Origin of the sequence: Microbacterium sp. Leaf179 (assembly GCF_001423785.1) — a bacterium.
GTDB lineage: Bacteria > Actinomycetota > Actinomycetes > Actinomycetales > Microbacteriaceae > Microbacterium.
Genome location: NZ_LMPH01000001.1, coordinates 1,024,211 through 1,049,814 on the forward strand (window position 1 = coordinate 1,024,211; position 25,604 = coordinate 1,049,814).

Here is a 25,604-nt window from a genome sequence, read left to right on the forward strand (position 1 = left end):
GGAGAACGACCCTGTGGAGGACCGGTGGATGCCGGGACACGCGGGGGAGCGGACGCTTTACCCGCTAAAGTGGCACCGTCGCGACTGGCGTTGAGGTGGGCCACCACCGGGGAGCGACCGCTTGGCGGTATTCGACCGTACGCCTGGGTCGATGCGGTATTCACGCGGACTCGACCGAGCCCGCGGCATCCGGAAGCCATCGTCAAGGAGATCGCATGACCGATCAGTACTTCAACGCCCCCCTCTCCGAGGTCGACCCCGAGATCGCCCAGGTGCTCGAGCGTGAGCTCGACCGCCAGCGCAGCTTCCTCGAGATGATCGCCTCCGAGAACTTCGTGCCCGTGTCGGTGCTGCAGTCGCAGGGCTCGGTGCTCACGAACAAGTACGCCGAGGGCTACCCGGGTCGCCGGTACTACGGCGGCTGCGAAGAGGTCGACGTCGCCGAGTCGCTCGCCATCGAGCGCGCCAAGGCCCTCTTCGGCTCCGAGTTCGCCAACGTGCAGCCCCACTCCGGTGCCACCGCGAACGCCGCCGTGCTGCACGCGATCGCCCGCCCCGGCGACACGCTGCTCGGCCTCTCGCTCGACCAGGGCGGCCACCTGACCCACGGCATGAAGATCAACTTCTCGGGCCGTCTGTACGACATCGTCGCCTACGGCGTCGACCCCGAGACCTCGCTCATCGACATGGACGAGGTGCGCCGCCTCGCCGTCGAGCACAAGCCCAAGGTCATCATCGCCGGCTGGTCGGCCTACCCCCGTCAGCTCGACTTCGAGGCGTTCCGCGCGATCGCCGACGAGGTGGGCGCGTACCTGTGGGTCGACATGGCGCACTTCGCCGGTCTCGTCGCCGCGGGCGTGCACCCGAACCCCGTGCCGCACGCGCACGTCGTGTCGACCACGGTGCACAAGACCATCGGCGGCCCCCGCTCGGGCCTCATCCTCACCAACGACGCCGATCTCGCCAAAAAGATCAACACCGCGGTCTTCCCCGGCCAGCAGGGTGGTCCGCTCATGCACGTGATCGCCGCCAAGGCGACCGCGTTCAAGCTCGCGATGACCCCCGAGTTCAAGGAGCGCCAGGAGCGCACCCTGCGCGGCGCGTCGATCATCGCCGACCGCCTCACGCAGGACGACGTCGCGAACGCCGGCATCGCCGTGCGCTCGGGCGGCACCGACGTGCACCTCGTGCTCGTCGACCTGCGCGACGCCGAGATCGACGGCAAGCAGGCCGAAGACCTGCTGCACGAGATCCACATCACGGTCAACCGCAACGCGGTTCCGAACGACCCGCGTCCGCCGATGGTGACTTCGGGCCTGCGCATCGGCACCCCCGCGCTCGCGACCCGCGGCTTCGGCGACGCCGAGTTCACCGAGGTGGCCGACATCATCGCCTTGGCCCTGCAGCCCAGCGCCGAGCTCGAGGCCCTGCGTGCGCGCGTGGCCGTGCTGGCCGACGCCTTCCCGCTGTACCCCGACCTAAAGCAGTGAGCCCCGGCCGGGACGGCCGCCGCGTCGCGCGGCGGTTCGTCCCGGCACCCGCCCCGCGACGCACAGCGGCGGGGTCGCGGCATCCGCTGCCGCGTTCCTGCGCCGGGCGTGTCGCGACGTCGCGGGTCCGGCATCCGGATGCCTCGACGACCGAGCCCCACGCATAAACGCCGTCCGTGCGCATAAACGCGCAGAGGGAGTGTTTCTGCGCAGCAATGCCGTTTATGCGTCCTCGAACACCCCCGCATGACGATGACCGACACCAGGAAGAGGGATGCCATGACGGCGACGATTCTCGACGGCAAGGCCGCTTCGGCGGCGATCAAGGACGAACTCGCCGAGCGGGTGGCGGCCCTGCGCGAGCGCGGGGTCGTGCCGGGCATCGCGACGGTGCTCGTCGGCGCCGACCCGGCCTCGCAGCTGTACGTGGGGATGAAGCACCGGCAGTCCGAGGCGATCGGCATGAACTCGATCCAGGTGGAGCTGCCCGCCGAGGCCACGCAGGCCGAGGTCGAGGCCGTCATCGACCAGCTCAACGCCGACCCCGCCTGCCACGGGTACATCGTGCAGCTGCCCCTGCCGAAGCACATAGACACCGACGCGATCCTCGAGCGCATCGACCCGGCCAAGGATGCCGACGGCCTGCACCCCACCAACCTTGGTCGCCTGGTGCTGAACGTCAACGCGCCGATCACCACTCCGCTGCCGTGCACGCCGCGCGGAGTGATCGAGCTGCTGCTGCGCAATGGCTACGACCTGAAGGGCAAAGAGGTCGTCGTCGTCGGGCGCGGCGTGACCATCGGCCGTTCGATCGGGCTGCTGCTGACCCGCCGCGAGATCAACGCGACCGTCACCCTCACCCACACGGGAACGGCCGACCTGGCGAAGCACCTGCGTCAGGCCGACGTGATCGTCGCCGCCGCCGGCGTGAAGCACATCGTGCGCGCCGAAGACGTCAAGCCGGGCGCCGCGGTGCTCGACGTGGGCGTCACCCGCGAGACCGACCCCGAGACGGGCAAGTCGCGCGTTCACGGTGACGTGCACCCCGACGTGGCCGAGGTCGCCGGGTTCGTCTCGCCGAACCCCGGAGGCGTCGGTCCGATGACCGTGGCGCTGCTCATGACGAACGTCGTCGAGGCCGCGGAGCGTGCCACCGCCCTCTGACGGTGAACCGCTCGGTGCCGCCGGTTGAACACACGGCGCGGCGTGCGCAAGAGGCGGGCGCGAAACCCGGCGACGTGGGATCGTAGAGACATGACTGAGTCTGTGCTGAACGACCTCCTCCGCCGCGTCACCGAGAGCGGTCTGCTCGACGACGCCCAGATCGACGAAGACAGCGTCATCGGCGTGGGGCACCTGGATGCCGCCGGCGTCGAGGTGGAGGTCGACCTCGACCCCGAGCTCGACGACGAGAGCGACTCCGACCTCGACGCGATCATGGTCGCGCTCAAGGACGTGCTGTCGGTGAGCGAGGACCGCTGGCGCGCGATCGTCGAAGAGGTCGCGAGCGACATCGAGGACGCCCTCGACGACGACGAGCTCAGCGCCGACATCGACCTGCGCACCGACCTCGAAGCGATCGGGGTGGGCGTGTTCGCCGACGCCATCATCGTCGTGTTCGCCGGCCAGACGTCGTTCCCCGACGCGCTCGTGCACGTGCAGCTGACCCCCGAGCTCGAGGTCGAAGACATCGAGATCATCGGCGACGACGAAGAAGACGACGAAGAGACCACCGAGGGCTGATCCTCGAGACGAGAAGAGGGACCGAGCCGCGCGGCTCGGTCCCTCTTTCATTCTGCTCGGGCTGCGGTCAGACGATCGCGGCGCGGAGCGCGGCCGCGGCGGCGCCCACGTCGGGGGCGCTGTAGATGGCGCTGCCGGCGACGGCGACCTGCGCGCCCGACTTCTGCACGTCGGCGATGCTCGCGACGGTGACGCCGCCCGCGACCGAGAACGGCACCCCGGCCGCTTCGCCGTCGCGCAGCAGCGTGCCGAAGGTGAAGCCCTCTTCGGCCTGCTCGTCGAGGCCGGCGTGCATCTCGACGAACTCGGCGCCGAGGGCGATGACCTCCCGGGCGCGGGCGGGCTTGTCGGCCACCCCGATCAGGTCGACGACGACGCCCTTGCCGTGCTTCTTGGCCGCGGTGACCGCGCCGACGATCGTGCTGTCGCCGGCCGAGCCGAGCACGGTGACGAGGTCGGCACCGGCGCCGAAGGCGATGTCGGCTTCGAGCTCACCGGCATCCATCGTCTTCAGGTCGGCGAAGACGATCTTGTCGGGGTGCGCCTTCTTGATCGCGGTGATGGCCGACAGGCCTTCGCTCTTGATGAGCGGCGTGCCCAGCTCGAGGATGTCGACGTGGGGCGCCGCGGCGGCGGCGAGGTCGAGGGCGGCCTCGGTCGTGAGGGTGTCCATGGCGAACTGCAGCTTCATGCGGGTGTCCTTACTTTCTGCGGTGGGGAGGGAGGAATCATTCGAGGTTCGCGTGGCGCGGCCAGAGGTCGTCGGCCGAGAGTCCCGAGCGCTGCCACAGCGCGTCGAAGATCGCATCGCCGACGAGCACGACGGCCTGCTCGAAGAGACCGCCCGCGTACTGCGTCGAGGCGGCTCCCGAGCGGTCGAGCTTGTCCGCGGCGGGAACCACGACGAGCGCGTCGGCGGTGCGGCCGAGCGGCGAATCGGCGGCCGTGGTGATCGCGACGATGCGCGCGCCGACCTCGGTCGCGGTGTCGGCCGCGCGGACGATCCCCGCCGTCGTGCCCGAGCCGCTCGCGGTCAGGAGCGCGTCGCCGGGGCCGATGGCCGGGGTGGTGGTCTCGCCGACGACGTGCACGTCGAGGCCGAGGTGCATGAGGCGCATCGCGGTCATGCGCAGCGCCAGGCCCGAGCGACCGGCGCCGAAGACGAAGACGCGGTCGGCGTCGGTCAGCACGTCGAGGACGCCGTCGAGACCGGCGGGCTCAGTGACGAGACGGTCGACGACCGCGGTCAGCTCGCCGGAGATCCGGGCGAGGGAGTCCGCGATGCGGGCGTCGGATGAGGTCATGCCTCCATGCTCCGCCTCGCCGGGCGTGACCGTCGCCGGTCGATGGCACGGGCCTACCTACCCGAACGGGTAGGTGCCTGCCGGTGGGCTAGGTTAGGCGCGTGAGTGAGTCACCCGAACTGTCGTCGACCGCGTCGCGCGCGCTCGTCATCGAACACGAGCGCATCGTCGCCGAACAGGCCGACCGTCACGCGGTGACCCTCGAGTCGATCCTGGCGATCCTGCGGTCGGCGCGGCTCGACGATCGGGCCGCCCGTGCCCTGGCCGTCGAGACCGCGGCCGCCGCCCTCGTCGTTCTGCGCACCTCGACCGACCAGCAGCGCAGCGCCCTGCTCGAACCCGTGACCGGCGCGTTCGCGCGGCTGCGCACCGACCTGCGCCCGCTCGTGCGACACGGCGACCTCGACGTGCAGTTCGTCGAGCCGCCCGCAACCGGACGCGCCCTGCCCGGCGAGGTCGCCCACGAGGCGCGGGCCATCGTGCGCAGCGCCGTGCTGGCCCTGCTCGACCGGGGGACGCCCCACCGCGTGCGCATCCAGTGGGACTGCGACGGACTCAACCTGCTGATCGGCATCCGCGACGACGGGGCGGGCACGCTCACCGCCCACGACGATTCGCTCGGACCGATCGTCGAGCGGGTGAGTGCCCTGAACGGGGCGTTCGACGTCGCGTCGACGCCCGGATGGGGCTCCGAGCTGTCGGTCGTGCTGCCGCTCGATCCGCCGCCGCGGCCCGACTTCCTCGACGAGGCGGTCGACCTCAGCCCCCGCGAGAGCGAGGTGCTCAGCCTGGTCGTCGCGGGTTCGCGCAACCGCGCGATCGCCGAACGTCTGGGGATCAGCGAGAACACGGCGAAGTTCCACGTGTCGAACCTGCTGCGGAAGGCCGGCGTCTCCACGCGCGCGGAGCTGGCGGCGCTGGGGACGGCGCGCGCTCAGTAGCTCTCGCGCAGACCCCCGCGCGGGCTGACGAAGCGCGCGGCCAGGGCTTCCGACGCCCGCGCCAGCAGCGCCACGTCGGCCCCCACCGCGACGAAGTCGGCGCCCGCGTCGAGATAGGCCTCGGCCACCGCCGGGTCGAAGGCGTTCACGCCGACCGGGGTGCCGGCATCCCGCGCCGCGGCGAACACCGCGTGCACCGCTGCCACGACCTCGGGGTGCGACTGCTGCCCCAGGAGTCCCATCGACGCCGACAGGTCGGAGGGGCCGACGAAGACGGCATCCACCCCCTCGACGGCGGCGATCTCGGCCGCGGCGGCGACACCCGCGGTGGTCTCGATCTGCACCGTCAGCGACACGTGCTCAGCGGCCTCGGCGAGGTAGCCGTCGATGCGGTTCCAGCGGGCGCTGCGGGCCAGGGCGCTGCCCACTCCGCGCACGCCCTGCGGCGGATACCGGGTCGCCGCGACGGCGGCCCGGGCCTCGTCGGCGGACGAGACCATCGGCACGATGAGGTTCTGCGCGCCCACGTCGAGGACGCGCTTGATGGTGACGACGTCGTTCGCGGGCACGCGCACCACGGGGGTGATCGGGTAGGCGGCGACGACCTGCAGTTGCACGAGCACCTGCTCGATCGAGGTCGCCGAGTGCTCCATGTCGATGAGCAGCCAGTCGAGGCCGGAACCGGCGGCCACCTCGGCGACGACGGGATTGCCCGTGCAGAGCCACATGCCGGCGAGCGGACGATCGGATGCCGCCAACGCGGCCCGGAAGGTGGGGGTCAGACGAAGCGGCACGAGATCGTTCCCATCGGTCCGTAATCGCACAGCACGTCGTCGCCGCGCGACACCCACGTCGGGCGTGTGAACGATCCTGCCAGGATGATCTCGCCGGCCTCCAGGCGCGCGCCGTGCTGATGGAACTTGTTGGCGAGCCACGCGACGCCGGTCGCCGGGTGACCGAGGACGCCGGCGGCGACCCCCGTCTCTTCGATCTCGCCGTTGCGGCTCAGCACGCCGGGGACCCAGCGCAGGTCGATCTCGTCGGGGCGTTTGTGCACGTCGCCGAGCACCATTGCGCCATAGGCGGCGTTGTCGCTGATCGTGTCGACGATCGTGCGGCCCTCGAGCTCGATGTGCGAATTCAGCACCTCGAGCGCGGGCACGGCGTAGTCGATCGCGGCGAGGGCGTCGTCGAGCGTGCAGTCGGGGCCTTCGAGCGGCGCCTTCAGTACGAAGGCGAGCTCGACCTCGATGCGCACGTTCGAGAAGTGGTCGACGGGGATCGCCGCCCCGGAGTGGTGGACGGTGTCGTCGAACATCACGCCGTAGTCGGGCTCGGTGATGCCCGTCGCCTGCTGCATCGCTTTGGACGTCAGGCCGATCTTGCGCCCCACGAGCGTGCGCCCCGCGGCGATCTGCGTATCGCGCCAGCGGCCCTGGATCCGATACGAGTCGTCGACCGTGGCATCCGGGTACCTCGCCGTGATGCGCGGGATGACCGCGTGGGCGCGGTCGGCCTCGGCGAGCTCGGCCGCGATGGCGTCGATCTGTGCGTCGGTGAGCATGCTGTCTCCTGTCGATGGGGCACGGTCGGACGGTGCGTGTCCCATTTCGTGCGAGCTTCTGCCGCGATTTCCGCACGAAGTGGGACATGCCTGGCGGGGAGGGGCAGGGCGGGCGGTGCGTGTCCCACTTGGTGCAACGTTCGGCGGTGATTTCTGCACGAAGTGGGACATGCCCGGCGGGCTACAGCTGGTTGCCGAGCTTGAACTCGGCGGAGGGGGTGGCGGATGCCGTGTCCTCGGGCGCGCGGGTGTAGCTGAAGCCGTCGGCGCCGATCGTCACGGCCATCTCGGACGAGTCCTCGCGGGCGCGGACCGGCTGCGGGTGGCCGTCGAGGTCGAGCACGAGCGAGCCCTCGGTGTACCACGACGGCACGACGGGGTTCCCCCACCAGTCGCGGCGCTGGTTGTCGTGCACGTCCCACGTGATGACGGGGTTGTCGGGGTCGCCGGTGTAGTAGTCCTGCGTGTAGATCTCGACGCGGTGGCCGTCGGGGTCGCGCAGGTACAGGTAGAACGCGTTCGAGACGCCGTGGCGGCCGGGGCCGCGCTCGATGGCATCCGATCGGCGGAGGGCCCCGAGCTTGTCGCAGATGGCGAGGATGTTGTGCTTCTCGTGCGTCGCGAAGCACACGTGATGCATGCGGGGGCCGTCGCCGCCGGTCATGGCGGTGTCGTGCACGGTGGGCTTGCGGCGCATCCAGGCCGCGTAGACGACGCCCTCTTCGTCTTGGATGTCCTCGGTCACGCGGAAGCCGAGCGACTGCATGAAGTTCACCGCGCGGGGCACGTCGGGGGTGATCTGGTTGAAGTGGTCGAGGCGCACGAGCTCGCCGGGGGAGTGCAGGTCGTAGCGCCACGAGAGGCGCTCCTGGTGCTCGGTGTCGAAGAAGAACTCGTACGGGAAGCCGAGGGGGTCGACGACGCGCACCGAGTCGCCGATGCCCTTCGTGAAGCCGCCGGGCTCCCGACGCACGTCGCAGCCGAGCTCTTCGTAGAAGGCGACCGCCGCGTCGAGGTCGTCGGACGAGCGCACGCGGTACGAGAACGCGGCGACCGCGGCGACCTCGCCCCGCCGCAGCACCAGGTTGTGGTGGATGAACTCCTCGGTCGAGCGCAGGTAGATCGCCTCGTCGTCTTCTTCGGTGACGTGCAGGCCCAGCACGTCGACGTAGAAGACCCGGGATGCCGCGAGGTCGGTCACCACGAGTTCCATGTAGGCGCAGCGCAGGATGTCGGGCGCGGGGGAGGAGGGCGTGGGGATGGGGTTCTCGGAGACGATGGGGGCTTCCTGGGTCACCCAGAACCCCGAGGAGGTCTTCTGTTCTTCGGTGTGCTTTGCCATGGTGCGCGTCCTTGCGTATGACGAGTGGGGGATGGGGCGGGGGCGGGGTCAGTGCGCCTTGCCGAAGGTGGGGTTGTGGGCACCGCCGAGCGTGATGTGCACGGCCTGCTGGTCGGTGTAGAAGTCGATCGAGCGGTAGCCGCCCTCGTGTCCGAGGCCCGAGGCCTTCACCCCGCCGAAGGGGGTGCGGAGGTCGCGCACGTTGTTGCTGTTGAGCCACACCATGCCCGCCTCGACGTTCTGCGCGAACAGGTGCGCGCGCTTCAGGTCGTTCGTCCACACGTAGGCGGCCAGCCCGTAGCGGGTGTCGTTCGCGAGCGCGAGAGCCTCGGCATCGGTGTCGAAGGGCGTGATCGCCACGACCGGGCCGAAGATCTCCTCCTGGAAGATCCGCGCATCGGGGGCGACGTCGGCGAACACCGTGGGTCGCACGAAGTTTCCCTCGTCGAACCCCTCGGGGCGGCCGCCGCCGGCGACCAGGCGCCCCTCGGTCTTGCCGAGCTCGACGTACGACATGACCTTGGCGTAGTGCTCGGGGTGCACCAGCGCCCCGACCTCGGTCGCGGGATCGTCGGGGTAGCCGACGCTCACCCGGTCGGCCTGCGCGGCGTAGCGCTCGACGAAGGTGTCGTACACCGAGCGCTCGACCAGGATGCGACTGCCCGCGGTGCAGCGCTCGCCGTTGAGCGAGAAGACGCCGAAGATCGTGGCGTCGATGGCGGCGTCGATGGCGGCGTCGGCGAAGACGATCGCGGGGCTCTTGCCACCGAGCTCCATCGACAGGCCCTTGAGGAAGGGGGCGGCGTTGGCGAAGATCAGCTGCCCGGTGCTGCTCTCGCCGGTGAACGAGATGAGCGGCACGTCGGGGTGCTTCACGAGCGCATCGCCGGCGTCTTCGCCGAGTCCGTTGACGAGGTTGAACACGCCCTCGGGAAGGCCCGCCTCCTCGAAGATCCCGGCCCACAGCGACGCCGACAGGGGGGTGAACTCGGCGGGCTTGAGCACCACGGTGTTGCCGGTCGCAAGGGCGGGGCCCAGCTTCCACGACTCGAGCATGAACGGCGTGTTCCACGGGGTGATGAGCCCCGCGACGCCGATCGGCTTGCGGTTGACGTAGTTGAGCTGGCGACCGGGCACCTTGAACGCGTCATCGGTCTGCGCCACGATCAGGTCGGCGAAGAAGCGGAAGTTCTCGGCCGCCCGCCGCGCCTGGCCGAGGGCCTGGGTGATGGGCAGGCCAGAGTCGAAGCTCTCGAGTTCGGCGAGGCGCTCGTCGCGCGACTCGACGAGGTCGGCGATGCGGTGCAGCACGCGCGAACGCTCGCGGGGCAGCATGCGCGGCCACGGGCCCTCGGTGAAGGCCGTGCGGGCGGCGGCGACGGCGAGGTCGATGTCGGCCTTCTTGCCGGCGGCGGCCGAGACGTAGGTCTGGTTCGTCACCGGGTCGAGCACGTCGAAGGTGTCGCCGTCGACCGAGTCGACGAAGGCGCCCCCGATGTAGTGCTGGATGCGCTCGGGCAGGTCGGCCGGGATGCGGCGGGTCATGGATGCTCCTTCGTTGGAGGGGCGGATGCCGGTGGCATCCGGAATCAGAAAGCGGGAAGTCCGAGCACCTGGTCGGGGTGCTCGTGGATCATGTACGCGTCGAGGGTGGCCGAGCGATGGCGCCGCGACGCCTTCTCGATCTCGGCGAGCGGGGCGCCGGTCTCGATGAGAACGAGGATGTTCTCGTGCTCGCGCACCGATTCGGCGGCGCGTCCGGGCACGAAGCTGAACGTCGAGTCGCGCAGGTGCCCGAGCCGTGCCCACTCGGCCTGCACCAGCTCGAGCATGCGCGGGTTGGCGCATTTCTCGAACAGGATGGCGTGGAACTCCTGGTTCAACGCGGTGAAGGCGCGGGGATCGAAGTGCTCGAGGGTCTCGACCATGAGCTCGTTCACCTGCCGCGCGCGACGCACGTCCTCGGTGGTGAGCGCCCGGGCCGACAGGGCGGTCGCCGCCCCCTCGAGCAGGCTCAGCGCCTGCATGCTGAAGCGGTACGCGGTGTCGTCGACCATCGAGACGCGGGCGCCGACGTTGCGCTCGAACATCACGAGGCCCTCGGCCTCGAGCTGACGGATCGCCTCGCGCACCGGCACGACGCTCATGTCGAGCTCGCCGGCGATCGAGCCGAGGACCAGGCGGTAGCCGGGGGTGAACTCCTGCGACGCGATGCGCTGCTTGATCCACTGGTAGGCCTGCTGCGACTTGCTCTTCGTCGCCGGGGTCGTGACGTCTCTCATGAGCGCCCCTCGCTCTCGTAGCGCGCGCGCCATTCGGCGTTCATCGGGAAGAGCCCGTTCACGGGGTGACCGGATGCCACCTGCCGGGCGACCCACGCATCTTCGGCCTCTTGCGCGAGGGCGGCGTCGACCACTTCTTCGGCGAGGGCGGGAGGAACGACGATGACGCCGTCGCCGTCGCCGACGAGGATGTCGCCGGGCTCGACGGTGGTGCCTCCGCAGCCGACGGCCACGTCGGTCTCCCACGGCACGTGCCGGCGGCCGAGGACCGCGGGGTGGGGGCCGGCGGTGAACACGGGGATGCCGACCGCGGCCACGGCCTCGGCATCGCGGACGCCGCCGTCGGTGACGATCGCGGCGGCCTTGCGGGCGTGCGCGCGGATCGCGAGGATGTCGCCGAGGGTGCCGGATCCGGTCTCTCCGCGCGCCTCGATGACGATGACCTCGCCCTCTTCCACCGCGTCGAACGCGCGCTTCTGGGCGTTCTGGCCGCCGCCGTGCGAGGCGAAGAGGTCTTCGCGGTGGGGGACGAAGCGCAGGGTGCGGGCCGTGCCCACGAACCGGCTGCCCGGGGTCAGCGCGTGGACGCCGTCGATCGTGACGTCGTTGAGGCCGCGCTTGCGCAGCTGTCCGCTGAGGGCCGCGACGGGAACGCGCGAGAGCTTGTCGCGGAGGGCGGCGGTGAGGACGGGGGCGGCGGGGACGAGCCCGGCGGCCTCGGCCGACCCCCACGCCTCGGTGCGCTGGGTGTCGTCCACCGCGGGCAGGGAGCCGAGGGCGGCGTCGAACGCGCGGTCGCCCTGGACCACCGCGGTGCGGAGTCGGCCGGTCGACAGGGAGCCGGCATCCACCTGCACCTCGACGACCTGGCCCGGCGTGACCACCGACGAGCCCGCGGGGGTGCCGGTGAGGATGACGTCGCCCGTTTCGAGGGTGAAGTGCTGAGACAGGTCGGCGACGATCTGGGTGAGGGGGAAGAGCAGCCCCGCGGTCGAGTCGTCTTGCACGAGCTCGCCGTCGACCCAGGTGCGCAGGCGCAGGGCGGCGGGATCGACGTCGCGGGCATCGATCAGCGCGGGACCGAGCGGGGTGTAGCCGTCGCCGCCCTTGGAGCGGACGTTCGATCCCTTGTCGTTCGCGCGCAGGTCGTACAGACCGAAGTCGTTCGCGGCGGTGACGGATGCCACGTGCGCCCAGGCGGCATCCGGAGTCACCCATCGGGCGGGCTCGCCGATCACGAGCGCGATCTCGCCCTCGAAGGCGAGGAGTTCGGTGCCGGCGGGGCGCACGATCTCGGATCCGGAGGCGGCGAGCGAGCTCGACGGCTTGAAGAAGTACGACGGGGCGGCCGGGCGGCGGCCGCGCTGGTCAGCGCGGGACGTGTAAGAGAGGTGGACGGCCACGATCTTTCCCGGGCGGCCGCCGAGGGCGGTGAACCGGGGGTCAGAGGTGTCGTTCATGGAGCTCCCTTGCGTCGTATCCGAAATCGTATACGATGACGAACGCCCCAGCAACACCACGCCTCGTCACCGACGACGACGTCCCGGGGCCCGACGATGACGTCTCGAAGGAGTCCCCATGTCCCGCTCTCAGCCGCAGGGCTTCACGCCCACCGGCACGATCTCCACCACGAAGGACCGCCGCCGCGTGGTCTTCGCCACCGTTGTCGGCACCACCGTCGAGTGGTACGACTTCTTCCTCTACGCCTCGGCCGCGGGCCTGGTCTTCGGCCAGCTGTTCTTCGCGCCCGCCGGCCCCGGCATCGCGCAGATCCTGGCGTTCCTCACCGTAGGTCTGAGCTTCCTGTTCCGACCCCTCGGCGCCTTCCTCGCCGGCCACCTCGGCGACAAGTACGGCCGCCGCGTCGTGCTCATGCTGACCCTGATCATGATGGGCGCCTCGACCACGCTCATCGGCGTGCTGCCCACCTACGAGGTGATCGGCGTCGCCGCCCCCGTGCTGCTGATCCTGCTGCGCGTGCTGCAGGGCATCTCGGCCGGTGGCGAGTGGGGTGGCGCGGTGCTCATGGCCGTCGAGCACGCCCCCAAGACCAAGCGCAGCCTGTTCGGCGCCTCGCCGCAGCTCGGCGTGCCCCTCGGCCTGCTGCTCGCGAGCGGCATGCTCGGGCTGATGGCCCTGATCGCCCCCGGCGACGCCTTCTTCGCGTGGGGATGGCGCGTGCCGTTCCTGCTGTCGTTCGTGCTGATCCTCGTCGGCTACTACGTGCGCCGGAAGGTCGAGGAGAGCCCGGTGTTCGTCGAACTCGCCGAGCGCAAGGAGCAGACCCGCATGCCGATCGTGCAGCTGTTCCGCAAGCACTCGCTGCTCGTGCTCATCGCCGCGTTCGTCTTCGCCGGCAACAACGCCGTGGGCTACATGACCACCGGTGGGTACATCCAGCGCTACGCGACCAACCCCGACGGTCCCCTCGGTCTCGCGACCGCCGACGTGCTCGGCGCCGTGACCCTGTCGGCGGTGACCTGGCTCATCTTCACCTGGCTCGGCGGGTGGCTGGGCGACAAGATCGGCCGCCGCAACACGTACATCATCGGATGGATCTCGATGCTCGTGGCGATCGTGGCGCTGTTCCCGCTCGTCAACTCCGGCAGCATCGTGCTGCTGACGGTCGGCCTCATGCTGCTCACGGTCGGCCTCGGCCTGACCTACGGCCCCCAGGCCGCGCTGTACGCCGAGCTGTTCCCGGCATCCATCCGCTTCTCGGGCGTCTCGATCGCCTACGCTCTCGGCGCCATCCTCGGCGGAGCGTTCGCCCCGACCATCGCGACGGCACTCGTGGAGCAGACCGGAACGACCGTGTCGGTGACGGTGTACCTGGCGATCATGGCGGTGCTGGGCCTCGTCGCGACGCTGCTGCTGCGCGACCGCAGCGGCATCCCCCTCGGTCCCGACCACGAGGCCGAGCAGGAGGTCAGCCCGATCCGCGGGCTCTCGCGCGTCTGACCCGGTGAGAGAACGGCCTTCTCGCGCACAGCCGCGGCGGGGCCGTTCGTCGTGCGGGTGCGGGGGAACGGTCACCGGATCGCGCAGGGTGCGGCTCACAGCAGCGCCGCCAGGGCCATCAGCGCGGTCGATCCACCCATCGCGGCATGGTGCGCGCGATCCGCGCGTGATCCGCTCAGCGCCCGGTGCGCTGAAGCGACGACGTGCGCGACGGCGAGGGCCACGCAGAGCCACACCAGGGTCGCGGAGCCGACAGCCATCCCGCCGTGGGCGTGGGCGGCGGCGGGGGCGGCGCCCGGGTCGCCGTGCGTGGTCGACGCGATCAGGGCGGCCATGACGACGAGCCCTACAGGGGTGTGGATGCCGTGACCGCCGCGCCCCGAGCGCAGCCGGCGCCCCGCGCTCACGACGAGCGCGACCCCGAGGAGGACGGCCGCCCAGACGATGGGAGGGGCCGCGTGCAGGACGGCGGAATCGATCATCGCGGCGGTCATGAGCGCCGACGTGGCGACCCGCTCGCGACGCTCCGCCGGGGGACCCGATCTCGCGCAGCACGCAGCGATCCCCGAGCAGAGGAGGGCGGCGCCGTGCGTCAGGAGCTCCATCGTCATCGCCCGACCCCGACCCGCGCGCCCTCGACCCGCGCGCCCCCGACCCGCGCGCCCTCGACCCGTACGACCTCGACCCGCGCGCCCGACGGCAGGACCGGGGTCCCGTGCCGTCTGATTCTGCGCATGACGCGAGCGTAGGAAGAGGGGCGCCCCGGCGACAGGGATGAGGATCGATCGTGCGCGCACAGCACATTCGCGTGCACGGGTGGGCGAGGGGTCGCGACGTCCGTGCGCGGCGGCACGGCTCCTGCGGAATAGCTCTGCTTCTGGCCGGGGACCGTGACGTCAGCGACCGCCGACGCGTCGAGAGGACATCTGCCTCACCCGGAAAAGGTCGAGGGAACCATGTACACCGAGTCGGATGGCATCCGTGAGACCAGAAGGCTCGGACACGCGCGCTCGTCGGCTCCGGCGACGGAGGGTGGGGAGGAACCCGTGAACGTCACGGTCACTCCGTAACAGGTGAAGTACGCCGAGGACTCCCACGGCAGCCGGGCTCGCTGGCCGGGGGGACCGGGGCGCTCTCCCGACGAGAGGAAGACCCGGAAGGCGACCGCGTCTGTGTCCTGCTCGATGTCGTGGATGACCAGAGTGGGTCGGGAGAAGTCCAGGGCGTCCGCCCCCTCCGGGCTGCCATCCCATCGGTTGCCTTCGAGCGCGTCGAGAAGGGCCGTGACTGAGCCGGCCGTCGGTGAGTACAGCGCCCTGTCGAAGGGGTCCTCGACCGATGCCACCTGGCGCCAGAGGACGCCGTCCACGTCGGGGCCGTTCTCGTACTGGTGCCGAGCCCAGAGGTATGAGCCGGCCAAGACGACGGGGCCCATGATCAGGACACCGCACACCACCGTGATCCACCAGACGCGAGGCAACCTTCCCCTCGTCTCGAGGGTGCGCGGTTCGGTCACGTGGGCACCCGGCGCATCAGCAGGCCCGCCGCGAGAACGACGATCCCCACGACGAAGACCAACACCGCCACACCCATCGCGGCGGCGTCGTTCGGGAGCATCGAGCAGCCCGCGGAGGTGTCTTCGTACTCGCAGCTCCGCCACGGCTGGAAGAAATACAGCACCACCACGGCGCCGCTGATCATCGCGATCGCGGTGCCCGAGGCGATCAGGCGCGTTCTTGTCGTGAGACCAGAAGGCTCGGACACGCGCGCTCGTCGGCTCCGGGCCGTCCGGTCGCTAGATCGCCCGCCCCGGCGTCAGGATGCCGCTCGGGTCCAGTGCGGCCTTGATCGCGCGCTGCACGTCGAGGGTCACGGCATCCTGCTGCCAGGGGAGCTCGTGACGCTTGACCGAGCCGATGCCGTGCTCGCCCGAGATGGTGCCGCCGAGCGAGAGCGCCAGGTGCGTGATGTCGTCGATCACCAGCTCCGCCGCGGCATACTCGGCGGGGCTGTCTCCCGCCTCGACGGTCGGATGCAGGTTGCCGTCGCCGGCGTGGGCGACGATGGCGATGCGCCGGCCGTGGCGCTGCGCCAGCTCGCCGATGCCGCGGAACACCGTCGCCAGCTGCGAGACCGGCACGCCGACGTCGCACGACACCCGCAGTCCCTGTGCGGTCAGCGCCGGGTTGGCGAGGCGCCGGGCCTCAAGCAGGCTGTCGGAGTCCGAGACCTCGGTCTCGACGGCGCCGTGCGCGCGACAGATCGCGGTGATCGCCTCGGCGGAGTCGTGGGCGGTGAGCCCGACGGTCTGACCGACCAGCATGGCCGCGCCGGGGGAGGGGAGGCCGCTCGGGTGGAACGCTTCGATGATCTCGACGCTGCGCGCATCGATCAGCTCGAGCACCTCGGGGGCCGCGGGGCCCGACACGATCGCCGTGACCGCGCGGCCGGCGTCTTCGATGTCGTCGAAGCTCGCGCGGAAGGTGCGGGGCTGCCCCGGCGGCACGGGCTTGAGGCGCACGGTCGCCGCCGTGATCACGCCGAGCGTGCCCTCCGACCCGCAGAACAGGCTCGTGAGGTCGTAGCCGGTGGTGTTCTTGCGGGTGCGGGCGCCGGTGCGCATGATCCGCCCGTCGGCGAGCACCACCTCGAGGGCAGCCACGACGTCGGTGGTCACGCCGTGGGCGACGCAGCGCAGGCCTCCGGCGTTGGTGGCGATGTTGCCGCCGATCGTCGACCACTGCGCGCTCGCCGGGTCGGGCGGGAAGAAGAGGCCGTGCGCGTGGGCGGCGGCATCCAGGTCGGCCGTGACGACGCCCGCCTCGACGTCGGCGAGACGGTTGTCGGCGTCGATCGAGACGATCCGATCCATCGCCTCCAACGACACCACGAGCCCGCCCGCGTAGGCCACGGCCCCGCCGGAGAGCCCGGTGCCCGCGCCGCGGACGGAGACCCGGATGCCGCGGGCGTGCGCCCACGCCAGGGCGGTCGAGACGTCGCCGGTCGAGGTCGCCCGGACCACGGCGATCGGCAGACCCTCGGGCTGTGCGCGCGAGCTGTCGACGGCGTACGCGGCGAGACTCGCGGGGTCGTGGAGCAGGCGCTCGCCGAGGTTGGCGCGCAGCTCGTCGAGGACGTCCCCCGATTCACCCGTGCCGCCGCTCGGCGCGTCGAGGCCGTCGCCGGGGTCGCCGGAGCCTCCCGGAGCGGCGAGCCCGACGATGCTCACGAGTTCACCCGGATGATCTCGCGCTGGTACGGCGCGATCACGGTGCCGCTGATGCGCAGGTCGAGCAGCAGGAACGGCCGCTCGGCGGGGTCGCGCCGGGTCCACTCCGCCAGCGCCTCGAGGTCGGCGACCTCGCGCACCACCACTCCCTCGGCGCCGAAGCCGCGCGCGACGGCCGCGAAGTCGACCTCGGGGATGAGCATCGGCTCGCGGGCGAGGCCTTTGAGGCCGTACAGGTTGATCTCGGCGCCGTAGGCGGCGTCGTTCCACACGACGGCGATGCCGTGGCCGGCGGCCGTGCGTACCGCGCTCTCGAGGTCGGCGATGGCCATGAGTCCGCCGCCGTCGCCGGTCGTCAGCACGACGGTGGTGTCGGGGCGGACCGCGATCGCCCCGGCGACCGAGGGGAAGCCGAGACCGATGGACTGGTATGCGGTGCCGATCATCATGACGCGGTCGGGTGAGGAGACGGGCCAGTACATGTTCGACCAGCCCAGGAAGTGCCCACCGTCCGACACCACGACGCGGTCCTCGGGGAGCAGCTCGCCGATCCGTGCGGCGGCGGAGCGCGGGTCGAGCCGGCCGTCGGGGGCCAGACCCTCGCCGCTCTCCTGCTCGCGCAGCGGCGCCACATCGATGCGGTCGCGCCACCCCGACGACACCGCACCGCGGGAGCGCAGGCGGTTCCCGATCTCGTCGGCCGCCAGCGCGGCATCCGCCCGCACGAACCCGCCCACCTGCGCGTGCGTCGCCGTCGGCGCCACGTCGACCTGGAACACCCGCGTGCCGGGGGCGAAGAGCTCGCCGAAGCGCATCGTGAACTGGTTCAGCCCCGCGCCGAAGACCACGGCGACGTCGGCCTCGCGCACGAGCTCCATCGCGCCCTCGGCGCCGAAGCCCCCCGTGACGCCGAGGTCGTGGGCGGTGTCGGGGAAGATGCCGCGGCCGAGGGCGGTGGATGCCGTGATCGCCCCGGTCAGCTCGGCGAGCCGACCGAGCGCGGGGCCGGCGTCGGCGAGCCAGGCTCCCCGTCCGGCCAGCAGGAAGGGGCGCGCGGCGCCGGCCAGGGCGTCGGCGATGCGGTCGAGCGCGGCGGAGGCCGCGGGCCCCTGCGGGGGCAGGGGTGCGGGGATCGTCACGGTGCCGGCATCCGTCAGCGGCCCCGCTTCGCGCATGACCACGTCGTACGGGATTGCCAGCACGACGGGGACGCGGTACGTCAGGGCGTGCTCGAGGGCAATGAGCACGGTGGCCGAGGCGTCGCGATCGCCGACGGTGTACGTGCGGACCCCGACCGCCGACGCGAGCGCGACCTGGTCGACCCCCCACGGGCGCGGGCCCGACGTGGGCTCGTCGCCGACGACGAGGAGCAGGGGGATACGCGCCTGGGCCGACTCGGCCAGAGCGGTGAGGGTGTTGGTGAAGCCGGCGCCGTAGGTGGCGGTGGCGGCGGCGATGCGCCCCGAGGCGCGATAGTGCGCGTCGGCGGCGACCACTCCGCCGGCCTCGTGCCGCATCGCGGTGAAGGTCGCGTCGGTGTGGCGGTGCAGGGCGTCGAGGAAATACGCGTTGCCGTTGCCCATCACGCCGAAGACGTGGTCGAGGTGGCGGCCGAGGGTGTGGGCGACGTGCGCGGAGACGATGGGCATGACGAGCCTTTCGCGAAACAGGAACGGGAATGAGCCGTATGTGTCTCGCGCGGTTCTCGCGCTACGTGCCCTTTTTTCGAGCAGCGACGCACGACCTCGTGCGCCTGACGGGAGTGATCATATACGATCCGCGGGCGCGGGGCGACGGGGGCGTGCCTCACCCGCCGCCCGACCCGCTCGCCCGGCCCGCTCGCCCAGCCGCGCGCGGCCTCAAGGTGTCGGGCCGAACTACAGCGCCGAGCGGATCGCGTCCGCCGCAGCCTCGAGTCGCCCCGCGATCGCCGCGTCGTCGAGGTCGGTCGCCACGTGCACGGCGGCGACGGCGGCGGGCTCGCGCCCCTGCACGGCGAGGGGCACCGCCACGGCGCGGAACGTGGGGATCACCTCGTCGTGACTCGTCGCCCAGCCGCGCTCCGCGGCGTCGGCGACCTCCGACGCGAGCCGCGCGTCGACGTCGTCGGGCCACCGGCGCGGGGAAAGCTGCGCGAGGATCGCCCGACCGGGGGCGCCCCGGGTGACCGGATGCCGCGACCCGGGCCGCTGCGCCACGGCGGTGACCGTGTGCCGGGGCTCGACGCTGACCAGGGTCACGCATTCGTCGTGGTCGAGCACGACGAGGAAGCACGTCATGCCCAGGTCGTTCGCCGCGGCGGTGAGTTCGGGCAGGGCCTCGGCCTGCAGGTCCGCGGCGACGCCCGCGGCGAGGGCCGCCAGGCCCGTTCCCAGGCGCACCGCGCCCGCGGCATCCCGAGAGACGAGCCCGTGGTCTTCGAGCGTGCGCAGCAGTCGGTACGTCACCGAGCGGTGCAGATCGACGCACTCCGCGAGCTCGTCGATGGTGAGGGGGCTCCGAGCATCGGCGAGCTCTTCGAGCAGGCGGATGCCGCGACTCAGCGTCTGCGAGGCGGGGGAGGAGTCTTGCCGTGGGGGCATGGAGCGGCTAACCTTTCGTTCGATAGCAGAACGCTGCGTTCGAATATAGAACACAGATGGATCTGCCCGCAAGCATCGCGAGGTCGCGGTGCCCCCGACACCGACGTCAGGAGTCTCATGCAGTTCCACCACCACGGTTACGTCTCGGGCGACCCGCGCGTGCAGAACGCCACCGGCACGGGCCTCGACCGCCCGGCGGAGCTCCCCGACGAGGTCGACGTGCTCATCGTCGGCTCGGGTCCCGCCGGCATGCTGCTCGCGGCCCAGATGTCGCAGTTCCCTCAGATCACGACGCGCCTCATCGAGAAGCGCGAGGGGCGTCTGCCGCTCGGCCAGGCCGACGGCATCCAACCCCGCAGCGTCGAGACGTTCCAGGCGTTCGGCTTCGCCGACCGCATCACCGCCGAGGCGTACAACATCGGCTGGATGAACTTCTGGGCCCCCGACCCCGAGAACCCCGACCGGATCGTGCGCACGACCCGCACCGAGGACTACGGGCTCAAGATCAGCGAGTTCCCCCACCTCATCGTCAACCAGGCGCGCGTGCTGGACTACTTCGCCGAGGCCGCCGCCCAGGGCCCCGCGCGCATCGCGCCCGACTACGGCGTGGAGTTCGTCGGCCTCACGGTCGGCGAGGGCGCGTACCCGGTCGAGGTGACGGTGCGAGACGCAACGGGGGAGCGCACCATCCACGCCAAGTACGTCGCCGGGTGCGACGGTGCCCGCAGTGGCGTGCGCCAGGCCATCGGCCGCCCGCACGTGGGTGCGGCGGCGAAGCACGCCTGGGGCGTCATGGACGTGCTGGTCGAGACCGACTTCCCCGACTGGCGCATCAAGTGCGCGATCAACGCCGCCGCGGGCAACATCCTGCACATCCCGCGCGAGGGCGGATACCTCAGCCGCATGTACATCGACCTCGGCGAGGTCGCCGAAGACGACGACCACCGGGTGCGCCAGACACCGATCGACGAGGTGATCGCGCGGGCGAACGCCATCCTGCACCCGTACACGATCGACGTGAAACAGGTCGCGTGGAGCAGCGTCTACGAGGTGGGGCACCGGGTGACCGACCGCTTCGTCGACGATGCCGAGAGCCCCCGCGTCTTCCTCACCGGCGACGCCTGTCACACGCACAGCGCCAAGGCGGGCCAGGGGATGAACGTCTCGATGCAGGACGGCTTCAACCTCGGATGGAAGCTCGGGCACGTGCTCACCGGCCTCGCGCCCGCGGAGCTGCTGCGCACGTACAACGACGAGCGGCACCCCGTCGCCCAGCAGCTGATCGACTTCGACCGGGAGTGGTCTTCGCTCATGGCGCGCAAGCCCGGCGAGATCACCGACCCCGACGAGCTAGCGACCTACTACCTGGCGACGGCGGAGTTCCCCTCCGGCTTCGGCACGCGCTACGCCCCGTCGCGGATCGTCGCGTCCGAGGCGGCCGAGCAGCTGGCATCCGGATTCCCCGTCGGTCGGCGCTTCCACAGCGTCGAGGTCGTGCGGGTGTGCGACGGCAACGCCGTGCACCTCGGGCACCACGCGCGCGCCGACGGGCGGTGGCGCGTCTACGCCTTCGCGGATGCCGACGGCGCGGCGCTGCGCGACTGGGCCGAGGCCGCGCGCCCGATCGTGGAGCGGTTCACGCCCGACGGCGCCGACCTCGACGCGGTGTTCGACGTGAAGGTCGTCTACCCCGGCCGCTGGGAGGACGTGACCGAGGTGCCCTCGCTGTTCCGCCCGCAGTCCGGGCCGCTGGGCCTGACCGACCTCGAGAAGGTGTTCGCCGCCGCGCCCTCGGCGTGGACGAGCGCCGACATCTTCGCCGAGCGGGGAATCGGGGCCGAGGGTGCCGTCGTGGTGGTGCGTCCCGACCAGTACGTGGCGCACGTTCTACCGCTGTCGGCGCCCGAGAGCCTGGAGCGGTTCCTCGAGCGGGCGCTCCTGTCGTCGGGCCCCGCGTCTGCACCCCCTCTCGCATAAACGCCGTTCCTGCGCGTGAACGCGTCGGCTGAGCGTTTCTGCGCACGAACGGCGTTTATGCGTGAGGGCCGGCGCCGCGGCCCGTGCCGCTCACGCCGCCGAACGCACCGGAGCCGCACCTCCCCGGCGGTGGTCGGCGGCCCACCGCCCGACGACGCTGAGCCTCCACCGCGGCCATGGCAACACCCCGTTTGTACACGACGTATATCGGCCCCGCCCCGCGGGCTGAGCAGAATGGCGGGGAACCCCGCCCCGATCCAGGAGGACCCATGACCGATTCACGCGAGAGCGAGCTGCTGGCATCCGTACCCACCGGTCTGCTGATCGGCGGCGAATGGCGCGCGGCCACCGGCGGCGAGACCGTCGCCGTGAACGACCCCGCCACGGGCGAGGTCATCCGCGAGATCGCCGACGCCACCGTCGACGACGGGATCGCGGCGATGGATGCCGCGGCCGACGCCTTCCCGTCCTGGGCGGCGACCCCCGCGCGCGAGCGGGCCGAGATCCTGCGCCGCGCGTTCGCCCTGCTGCAGGAGCGCAAGGAGGACATCGCGCTGCTGATGACGCTCGAGATGGGCAAGCCCCTCGCCGAGGCCCGCGGTGAGGTTGCCTACGGCGGGGAGTTCCTGCGCTGGTTCAGCGAGGTCACCGCGCACACGCAGGGCCGCTACGGCGCCAACCCCGAGGGCACCGGCCGCATGATCGTGTCGCAGCACCCCGTGGGCCCCTGCTACCTGATCACCCCCTGGAACTTCCCCCTCGCGATGGCGACCCGCAAGATCGCGCCCGCGCTCGCCGCCGGCTGCACGGTCGTCATCAAGCCGGCGACCCTCACGCCGCTCACGACGCTCTTCTTCGCGCAGATCCTGCAGGATGCCGGACTGCCGGCGGGCGTGGTCAACGTGATCACCACGACGAACACCGGCCCGGTCTCGGAGCGCATCATCTCGGACCCGCGCCTGCGCAAACTCTCGTTCACCGGCTCCACGCCCGTCGGAGTGAAGCTGCTGCAGCAGGCTGCTCCCGGTGTACTCCGCACCTCGATGGAACTCGGCGGCAACGCGCCCTTCGTCGTCTTCGACGACGCCGACCTCGACAAGGCGGTCGAGGGGGCGATGCTCGCGAAGTTCCGCAACATCGGTCAGGCGTGCACGGCCGCCAACCGCTTCATCGTGCAGCGCAGCGTGGTCGAGGAGTTCTCGCGCCGCGTGACCGAGCGCGTGCAGGGCCTCACGATCGGCCGCGGCACCGAGGAGGGCGTGCAGATCGGACCCCTGATCGACGACCGCGCCGTCGACAAGGCGCGCACCCTGGTGGGCGATGCCGTCGAGCGCGGCGCCACGGTCACCACGGGTGGGTCGCCCATCGACGGGCCCGGCACGTTCTTCGAGCCCACCGTGGTCACCGACGTGCAGCCGGGCAGCGACATCCTGCGCGAGGAGATCTTCGGCCCCGTGCTCGCGATCGTCCCCTTCGATGACGAGGACGACGCGGTGCGCATCGCCAACGACACCGAGTACGGCCTCGTCTCGTACGTCTTCACCGAATCGCTCGCGCGCGGCCAGCGCATGATCGACCGCCTCGAGACCGGAATGATGGGCCTCAACGTCGGCGTCGTCTCCAACGCCGCCGCCCCCTTCGGCGGGTGGAAGCAGTCGGGCCTCGGCCGCGAGGGCGGCGACGAGGGCATCCACGAGTACCTGCAGACGAAGTACACGCTGACGGCGAACCCGTACGCCTGATCGGCCGAGCCGAGAACACCGGATGCCACGACCCGGCGCCCCGTGAGGGCCCGGGTTCGTGGCATCCCTCGTCCTGCCCCTCTCCGACGCGGGCCGAACTCCTGAGTTTCTGCCGGCGTCGGCCGGGCGGGCCAGTCGTGGGCGCGTTGTGAGGCGGGCGGGCGTCGATTTCTCAGGAGTTCGGCCCGGACCGCCGGGTGCGCGCGTCAGGCGCCGGCGGCGCGGACGCCGTCGGCGCGGACAGAAGACGGCGTCTGTGCGAACTCGCGCTTGAATGCGCGGGTGAAGCTGTCGATGTCGAGAAAGCCGCTGCGCCGCGCGGCCTCGCTCACGCTCGCGCCGCCGGCCAACAGCGACCGGCTGCGCCGCAGGCGGCAGCTGCGGATGAACGCCGCCGGGGACTCGCCCTCGGTGGCGAACAGTTTCTGCAACGTGCGCACGGCGATGTGGAAGTGGGCGGCCACCCGTTCGGGCGTGAGATCGGGATCGGCCGAGTTCTCGTCGATCCAGAGTCGGATCCCCTCGGCCAGGAGCCGGGGGTCGGTTGCGGGCGTGCGGGTGTCGCGCCCGCGGACGACCGCGCGGAGGAGCCCGACGAGCGCCTCGCCGATCTCCTCCGCCTCATCGTCTCCGGGCTGCTCGATGGACGCGGCGAGCATCGTGAGGGAGCGCAGCTGCGCCGAGTCCGGCAGCTCCACGGCGGTCAGCCCCGCGAAGGTGTGCCCGGTGCGGGTGAGCGTGCGACGGGGGAGCTGCAGCACCACTTCGCTCATCGCCCCGGGGAACGACAGGGCATAGGGCGAAGCCGCGTCGTACATGACCGCCGATCCGCATCCGAGCTCGGCGGTGCGCTCGTGCTGACGGATCGATCCCCGCCCGCGGCGGTGCAACGAGATGAGGACGTCGTCGCGAGGCTGGCTGCGGATGAGGTCCTGATCGCGGAACACCGTCGATGCCTCGCTGACCACCCGGGTCACCCGCACGGCGGGTCCGAGCCTTACCTGCGAGAGGCTGGCGCGGAAGGCCGGTGCAGCCGTGTGCACCCGCAGGGGGACGAAGGCCCCGCTGCATGCGCGCGTCCACTCCGCGACGGAGGAGACGGCCACAGGCGACATGCGGGGATGATACGCCCGGGGCCGCCTCGCCCGCGCGCCGTCGGGTGCGAGCGCCGGGAATCGTGCGCGGATCGCCGGATGCCGCGACGCGCCCCGGCACCGGGGCGTGCAACGCCGGGCGGTGTGCGCGCGAAGCCGGGTGCGCGCGCGGCACCCGCTCCTAACGTGTGGGCACCGCGGGGTATCCGACCCCGCTCACCCGAAGGAGTCGTCATGCCCGACTACCGAAAGAGCTTCCGCGCCGCCGCCGTCCAGGCCGAACCCGTCTGGAACGACGTCGACGGGGGCATCGACAAACTGGAGTCCTACGCCCGCGACGCCCGGGCCGGCGGAGCCGACATCGTCGCGTTCCCCGAGGTGTGGATCCCCGGCTACCCGTGGTTCCTGTGGTTGGACTCCGTGGCGTGGCAGTCGCAGTTCGTCGTGCCGTACGCCGCCAACTCGATCGAGATCGGCAGTCCCGAGTGGCAGCGGCTCGAGGGCATCGCCCGTTCGGTGGGCATCTCGCTCGCGTTCGGCTTCAGCGAGCGCGCGGGCGGGTCGCTGTACATGGGGCAGGCGGTGATCGGCGCCGACGGCCGCACCCTCAACACCCGGCGCAAGCTCAAGCCGACGCACGTCGAGCGCACGCAGTTCGGCGACGGCGACGGCTCCGACGTCGTGGTGGTCGACACCCCCGTCGGCCGCGTCGGTTCGCTCAACTGCTGGGAGCACCTGCAGCCCCTGACCAAGTACGCGATGTTCTCGCAGGACGAGCAGTTGCACGTCGCCGCGTGGCCGAGCTTCTCGATCTTCGGCGGTGCCGTCAACGCCCTCGGACCCGAGGTGAACATCGGCGCATCGCGGCAGTACGCCGTCGAGGGGCAGACGTTCGTCCTCGCCCCCTGTGCCACGGTCGGTCCCGCGGCTCAGGAGCTGTTCGCCGACACCGACGCCAAGCGCGCCATGCTCCCGCTCGGCGGCGGCTACGCCCGCATCTTCGGTCCCGACGGCAGCTCGCTCGCCGACCCGCTCGCGCCCGACGAGGAGGGCATCCTCTTCGCGGACATCGACTACGCGGCCATCCTCGCCGCCAAGAACGCCGCCGACCCCGTGGGGCACTACTCCCGGCCCGACGTCTTCACCCTCCACCACCGCGACACGGGCCGGCTGCCCAAGGTCTCGGCATCCGGTCGCGACATCCCGCCCGCGGCGTCGGTCGAGGCCGACGACCTGGTCGGCGTGGAGTGAACACCTGAACTCCGGATGCCACGACCCCGGCACCCCGTGAGGGCCCGGGCTCGTGGCATCCGCCGCCGTCGGCCGCCGCCGATGCACGACTCCGGCAGAACC

General features: G+C 71.4%; 23 protein-coding genes and 1 riboswitch. Of the genes, 8 read left to right on the top strand and 15 right to left on the bottom strand.

Annotated features, from left to right (window positions below; genetic code table 11):
- The first annotated feature begins 70 nt into the window (after positions 1-70).
- Positions 71-156: riboswitch (ZMP/ZTP riboswitch) on the top strand.
- A gap of 59 nt (positions 157-215) precedes the next feature.
- From glyA to ASF96_RS04760, 3 genes are all read left to right on the top strand, one after another.
- On the top strand, positions 216-1,490 hold the full coding sequence (gene glyA / locus ASF96_RS04750; protein ID WP_055936434.1) for a serine hydroxymethyltransferase: 1,275 nt from the start codon (positions 216-218) through the stop codon (positions 1,488-1,490).
- A gap of 279 nt (positions 1,491-1,769) precedes the next feature.
- Entirely contained in the window at positions 1,770-2,654 is an 885-nt protein-coding gene (locus ASF96_RS04755) for a bifunctional methylenetetrahydrofolate dehydrogenase/methenyltetrahydrofolate cyclohydrolase (protein WP_055936437.1), read from the top strand.
- Between the two features lie 90 nt (positions 2,655-2,744).
- On the top strand, positions 2,745-3,233 hold the full coding sequence (locus tag ASF96_RS04760) for a cytochrome C5 (RefSeq protein ID WP_156458725.1): 489 nt from the start codon (positions 2,745-2,747) through the stop codon (positions 3,231-3,233).
- 67 nt (positions 3,234-3,300) lie between these two features.
- Here ASF96_RS04760 and hxlA read toward each other — a convergent pair whose 3' ends face one another.
- Positions 3,301-3,924 carry a 3-hexulose-6-phosphate synthase gene (gene hxlA / locus ASF96_RS04765; RefSeq protein ID WP_055834260.1) on the bottom strand — a complete coding sequence of 208 codons (624 nt, stop codon included), beginning with the start codon at positions 3,922-3,924 and terminating at the stop codon, positions 3,301-3,303.
- 37 nt (positions 3,925-3,961) lie between these two features.
- Entirely contained in the window at positions 3,962-4,537 is a 576-nt protein-coding gene (gene hxlB / locus ASF96_RS04770) for a 6-phospho-3-hexuloisomerase (RefSeq protein ID WP_055936440.1), read from the bottom strand.
- Positions 4,538-4,638: 101 nt separating this feature from the next.
- On the opposite strand from hxlB, the gene ASF96_RS04775 reads away from it, so the two are divergent.
- On the top strand, positions 4,639-5,478 hold the full coding sequence (locus ASF96_RS04775; protein ID WP_055936443.1) for a helix-turn-helix transcriptional regulator: 840 nt from the start codon (positions 4,639-4,641) through the stop codon (positions 5,476-5,478).
- On the opposite strand, the gene ASF96_RS04780 is transcribed toward ASF96_RS04775, so the two are convergent.
- The 6 genes from ASF96_RS04780 to ASF96_RS04805 form a co-directional block, all read right to left on the bottom strand.
- The gene (locus ASF96_RS04780) at positions 5,472-6,272 is read right to left on the bottom strand and encodes an aldolase/citrate lyase family protein (protein WP_055936446.1); all 801 of its coding nucleotides are present in this window, start codon (positions 6,270-6,272) and stop codon (positions 5,472-5,474) included. The genes ASF96_RS04775 and ASF96_RS04780 overlap by 7 nt on opposite strands.
- Complete coding sequence (locus ASF96_RS04785; RefSeq protein WP_055936449.1) at positions 6,257-7,042, bottom strand: fumarylacetoacetate hydrolase family protein; 786 nt, start codon at positions 7,040-7,042, stop codon at positions 6,257-6,259. Before ASF96_RS04785 ends, ASF96_RS04780 begins: the two co-directional genes overlap by 16 nt.
- 181 nt (positions 7,043-7,223) lie before the next feature.
- Positions 7,224-8,384, bottom strand: a complete 1,161-nt coding sequence (gene hpaD, locus ASF96_RS04790) for a 3,4-dihydroxyphenylacetate 2,3-dioxygenase (RefSeq protein ID WP_055936452.1) — start codon at positions 8,382-8,384, stop codon at positions 7,224-7,226.
- 48 nt (positions 8,385-8,432) lie between these two features.
- Positions 8,433-9,929, bottom strand: a complete 1,497-nt coding sequence (gene hpaE / locus ASF96_RS04795; protein WP_055936455.1) for a 5-carboxymethyl-2-hydroxymuconate semialdehyde dehydrogenase — start codon at positions 9,927-9,929, stop codon at positions 8,433-8,435.
- A 44-nt stretch (positions 9,930-9,973) separates the two neighbouring features.
- The gene (locus ASF96_RS04800; protein WP_055936458.1) at positions 9,974-10,666 is read right to left on the bottom strand and encodes a GntR family transcriptional regulator; all 693 of its coding nucleotides are present in this window, start codon (positions 10,664-10,666) and stop codon (positions 9,974-9,976) included.
- Entirely contained in the window at positions 10,663-12,126 is a 1,464-nt protein-coding gene (locus ASF96_RS04805) for a fumarylacetoacetate hydrolase family protein (RefSeq protein WP_055936461.1), read from the bottom strand. The genes ASF96_RS04800 and ASF96_RS04805 overlap by 4 nt, the downstream gene beginning before the upstream one ends.
- A 118-nt stretch (positions 12,127-12,244) precedes the next feature.
- Between ASF96_RS04805 and ASF96_RS04810 the strand changes: the two genes are divergently transcribed.
- On the top strand, positions 12,245-13,627 hold the full coding sequence (locus ASF96_RS04810; protein ID WP_055834288.1) for an MFS transporter: 1,383 nt from the start codon (positions 12,245-12,247) through the stop codon (positions 13,625-13,627).
- Positions 13,628-13,722: 95 nt separating this feature from the next.
- On the opposite strand, the gene ASF96_RS04815 is transcribed toward ASF96_RS04810, so the two are convergent.
- The 6 genes from ASF96_RS04815 to ASF96_RS04840 form a co-directional block, all read right to left on the bottom strand.
- The gene (locus tag ASF96_RS04815; RefSeq protein ID WP_055936464.1) at positions 13,723-14,238 is read right to left on the bottom strand and encodes a hypothetical protein; all 516 of its coding nucleotides are present in this window, start codon (positions 14,236-14,238) and stop codon (positions 13,723-13,725) included.
- A gap of 320 nt (positions 14,239-14,558) precedes the next feature.
- Positions 14,559-15,062, bottom strand: a complete 504-nt coding sequence (locus ASF96_RS04820) for a hypothetical protein (RefSeq protein ID WP_162239401.1) — start codon at positions 15,060-15,062, stop codon at positions 14,559-14,561.
- Positions 15,063-15,139: 77 nt separating this feature from the next.
- Positions 15,140-15,391 (bottom strand): hypothetical protein, encoded by a 252-nt coding sequence (locus ASF96_RS04825; RefSeq protein WP_055936470.1) that lies wholly within the window; start codon positions 15,389-15,391, stop codon positions 15,140-15,142.
- Positions 15,392-15,422: 31 nt separating this feature from the next.
- Positions 15,423-16,856, bottom strand: coding sequence for an FAD-binding oxidoreductase (locus ASF96_RS04830; protein ID WP_235560529.1), 1,434 nt, complete (start codon positions 16,854-16,856; stop codon positions 15,423-15,425).
- A complete protein-coding gene (locus ASF96_RS04835) occupies positions 16,853-18,505 on the bottom strand; it encodes a thiamine pyrophosphate-binding protein (RefSeq protein WP_055936473.1) in 1,653 nt (550 codons plus the stop codon). Before ASF96_RS04835 ends, ASF96_RS04830 begins: the two co-directional genes overlap by 4 nt.
- Positions 18,506-18,733: 228 nt before the next feature.
- Entirely contained in the window at positions 18,734-19,438 is a 705-nt protein-coding gene (locus ASF96_RS04840) for an IclR family transcriptional regulator (protein ID WP_055936476.1), read from the bottom strand.
- Between the two features lie 117 nt (positions 19,439-19,555).
- Here ASF96_RS04840 and ASF96_RS04845 point away from each other — a divergent pair, with 117 nt between their 5' ends.
- On the top strand, positions 19,556-21,415 hold the full coding sequence (locus ASF96_RS04845) for an FAD-dependent monooxygenase (RefSeq protein ID WP_055936479.1): 1,860 nt from the start codon (positions 19,556-19,558) through the stop codon (positions 21,413-21,415).
- Between the two features lie 269 nt (positions 21,416-21,684).
- Positions 21,685-23,157 carry an NAD-dependent succinate-semialdehyde dehydrogenase gene (locus tag ASF96_RS04850; protein ID WP_055936483.1) on the top strand — a complete coding sequence of 491 codons (1,473 nt, stop codon included), beginning with the start codon at positions 21,685-21,687 and terminating at the stop codon, positions 23,155-23,157.
- Between the two features lie 206 nt (positions 23,158-23,363).
- Here the strand turns inward: ASF96_RS04850 and ASF96_RS04855 are convergent, their stop codons facing one another.
- Positions 23,364-24,272, bottom strand: a complete 909-nt coding sequence (locus tag ASF96_RS04855; RefSeq protein ID WP_082509286.1) for a helix-turn-helix domain-containing protein — start codon at positions 24,270-24,272, stop codon at positions 23,364-23,366.
- A 213-nt stretch (positions 24,273-24,485) separates the two neighbouring features.
- Between ASF96_RS04855 and ASF96_RS04860 the strand changes: the two genes are divergently transcribed.
- Entirely contained in the window at positions 24,486-25,502 is a 1,017-nt protein-coding gene (locus ASF96_RS04860; RefSeq protein ID WP_082509287.1) for a carbon-nitrogen hydrolase family protein, read from the top strand.
- Positions 25,503-25,604 lie beyond the last annotated feature (102 nt).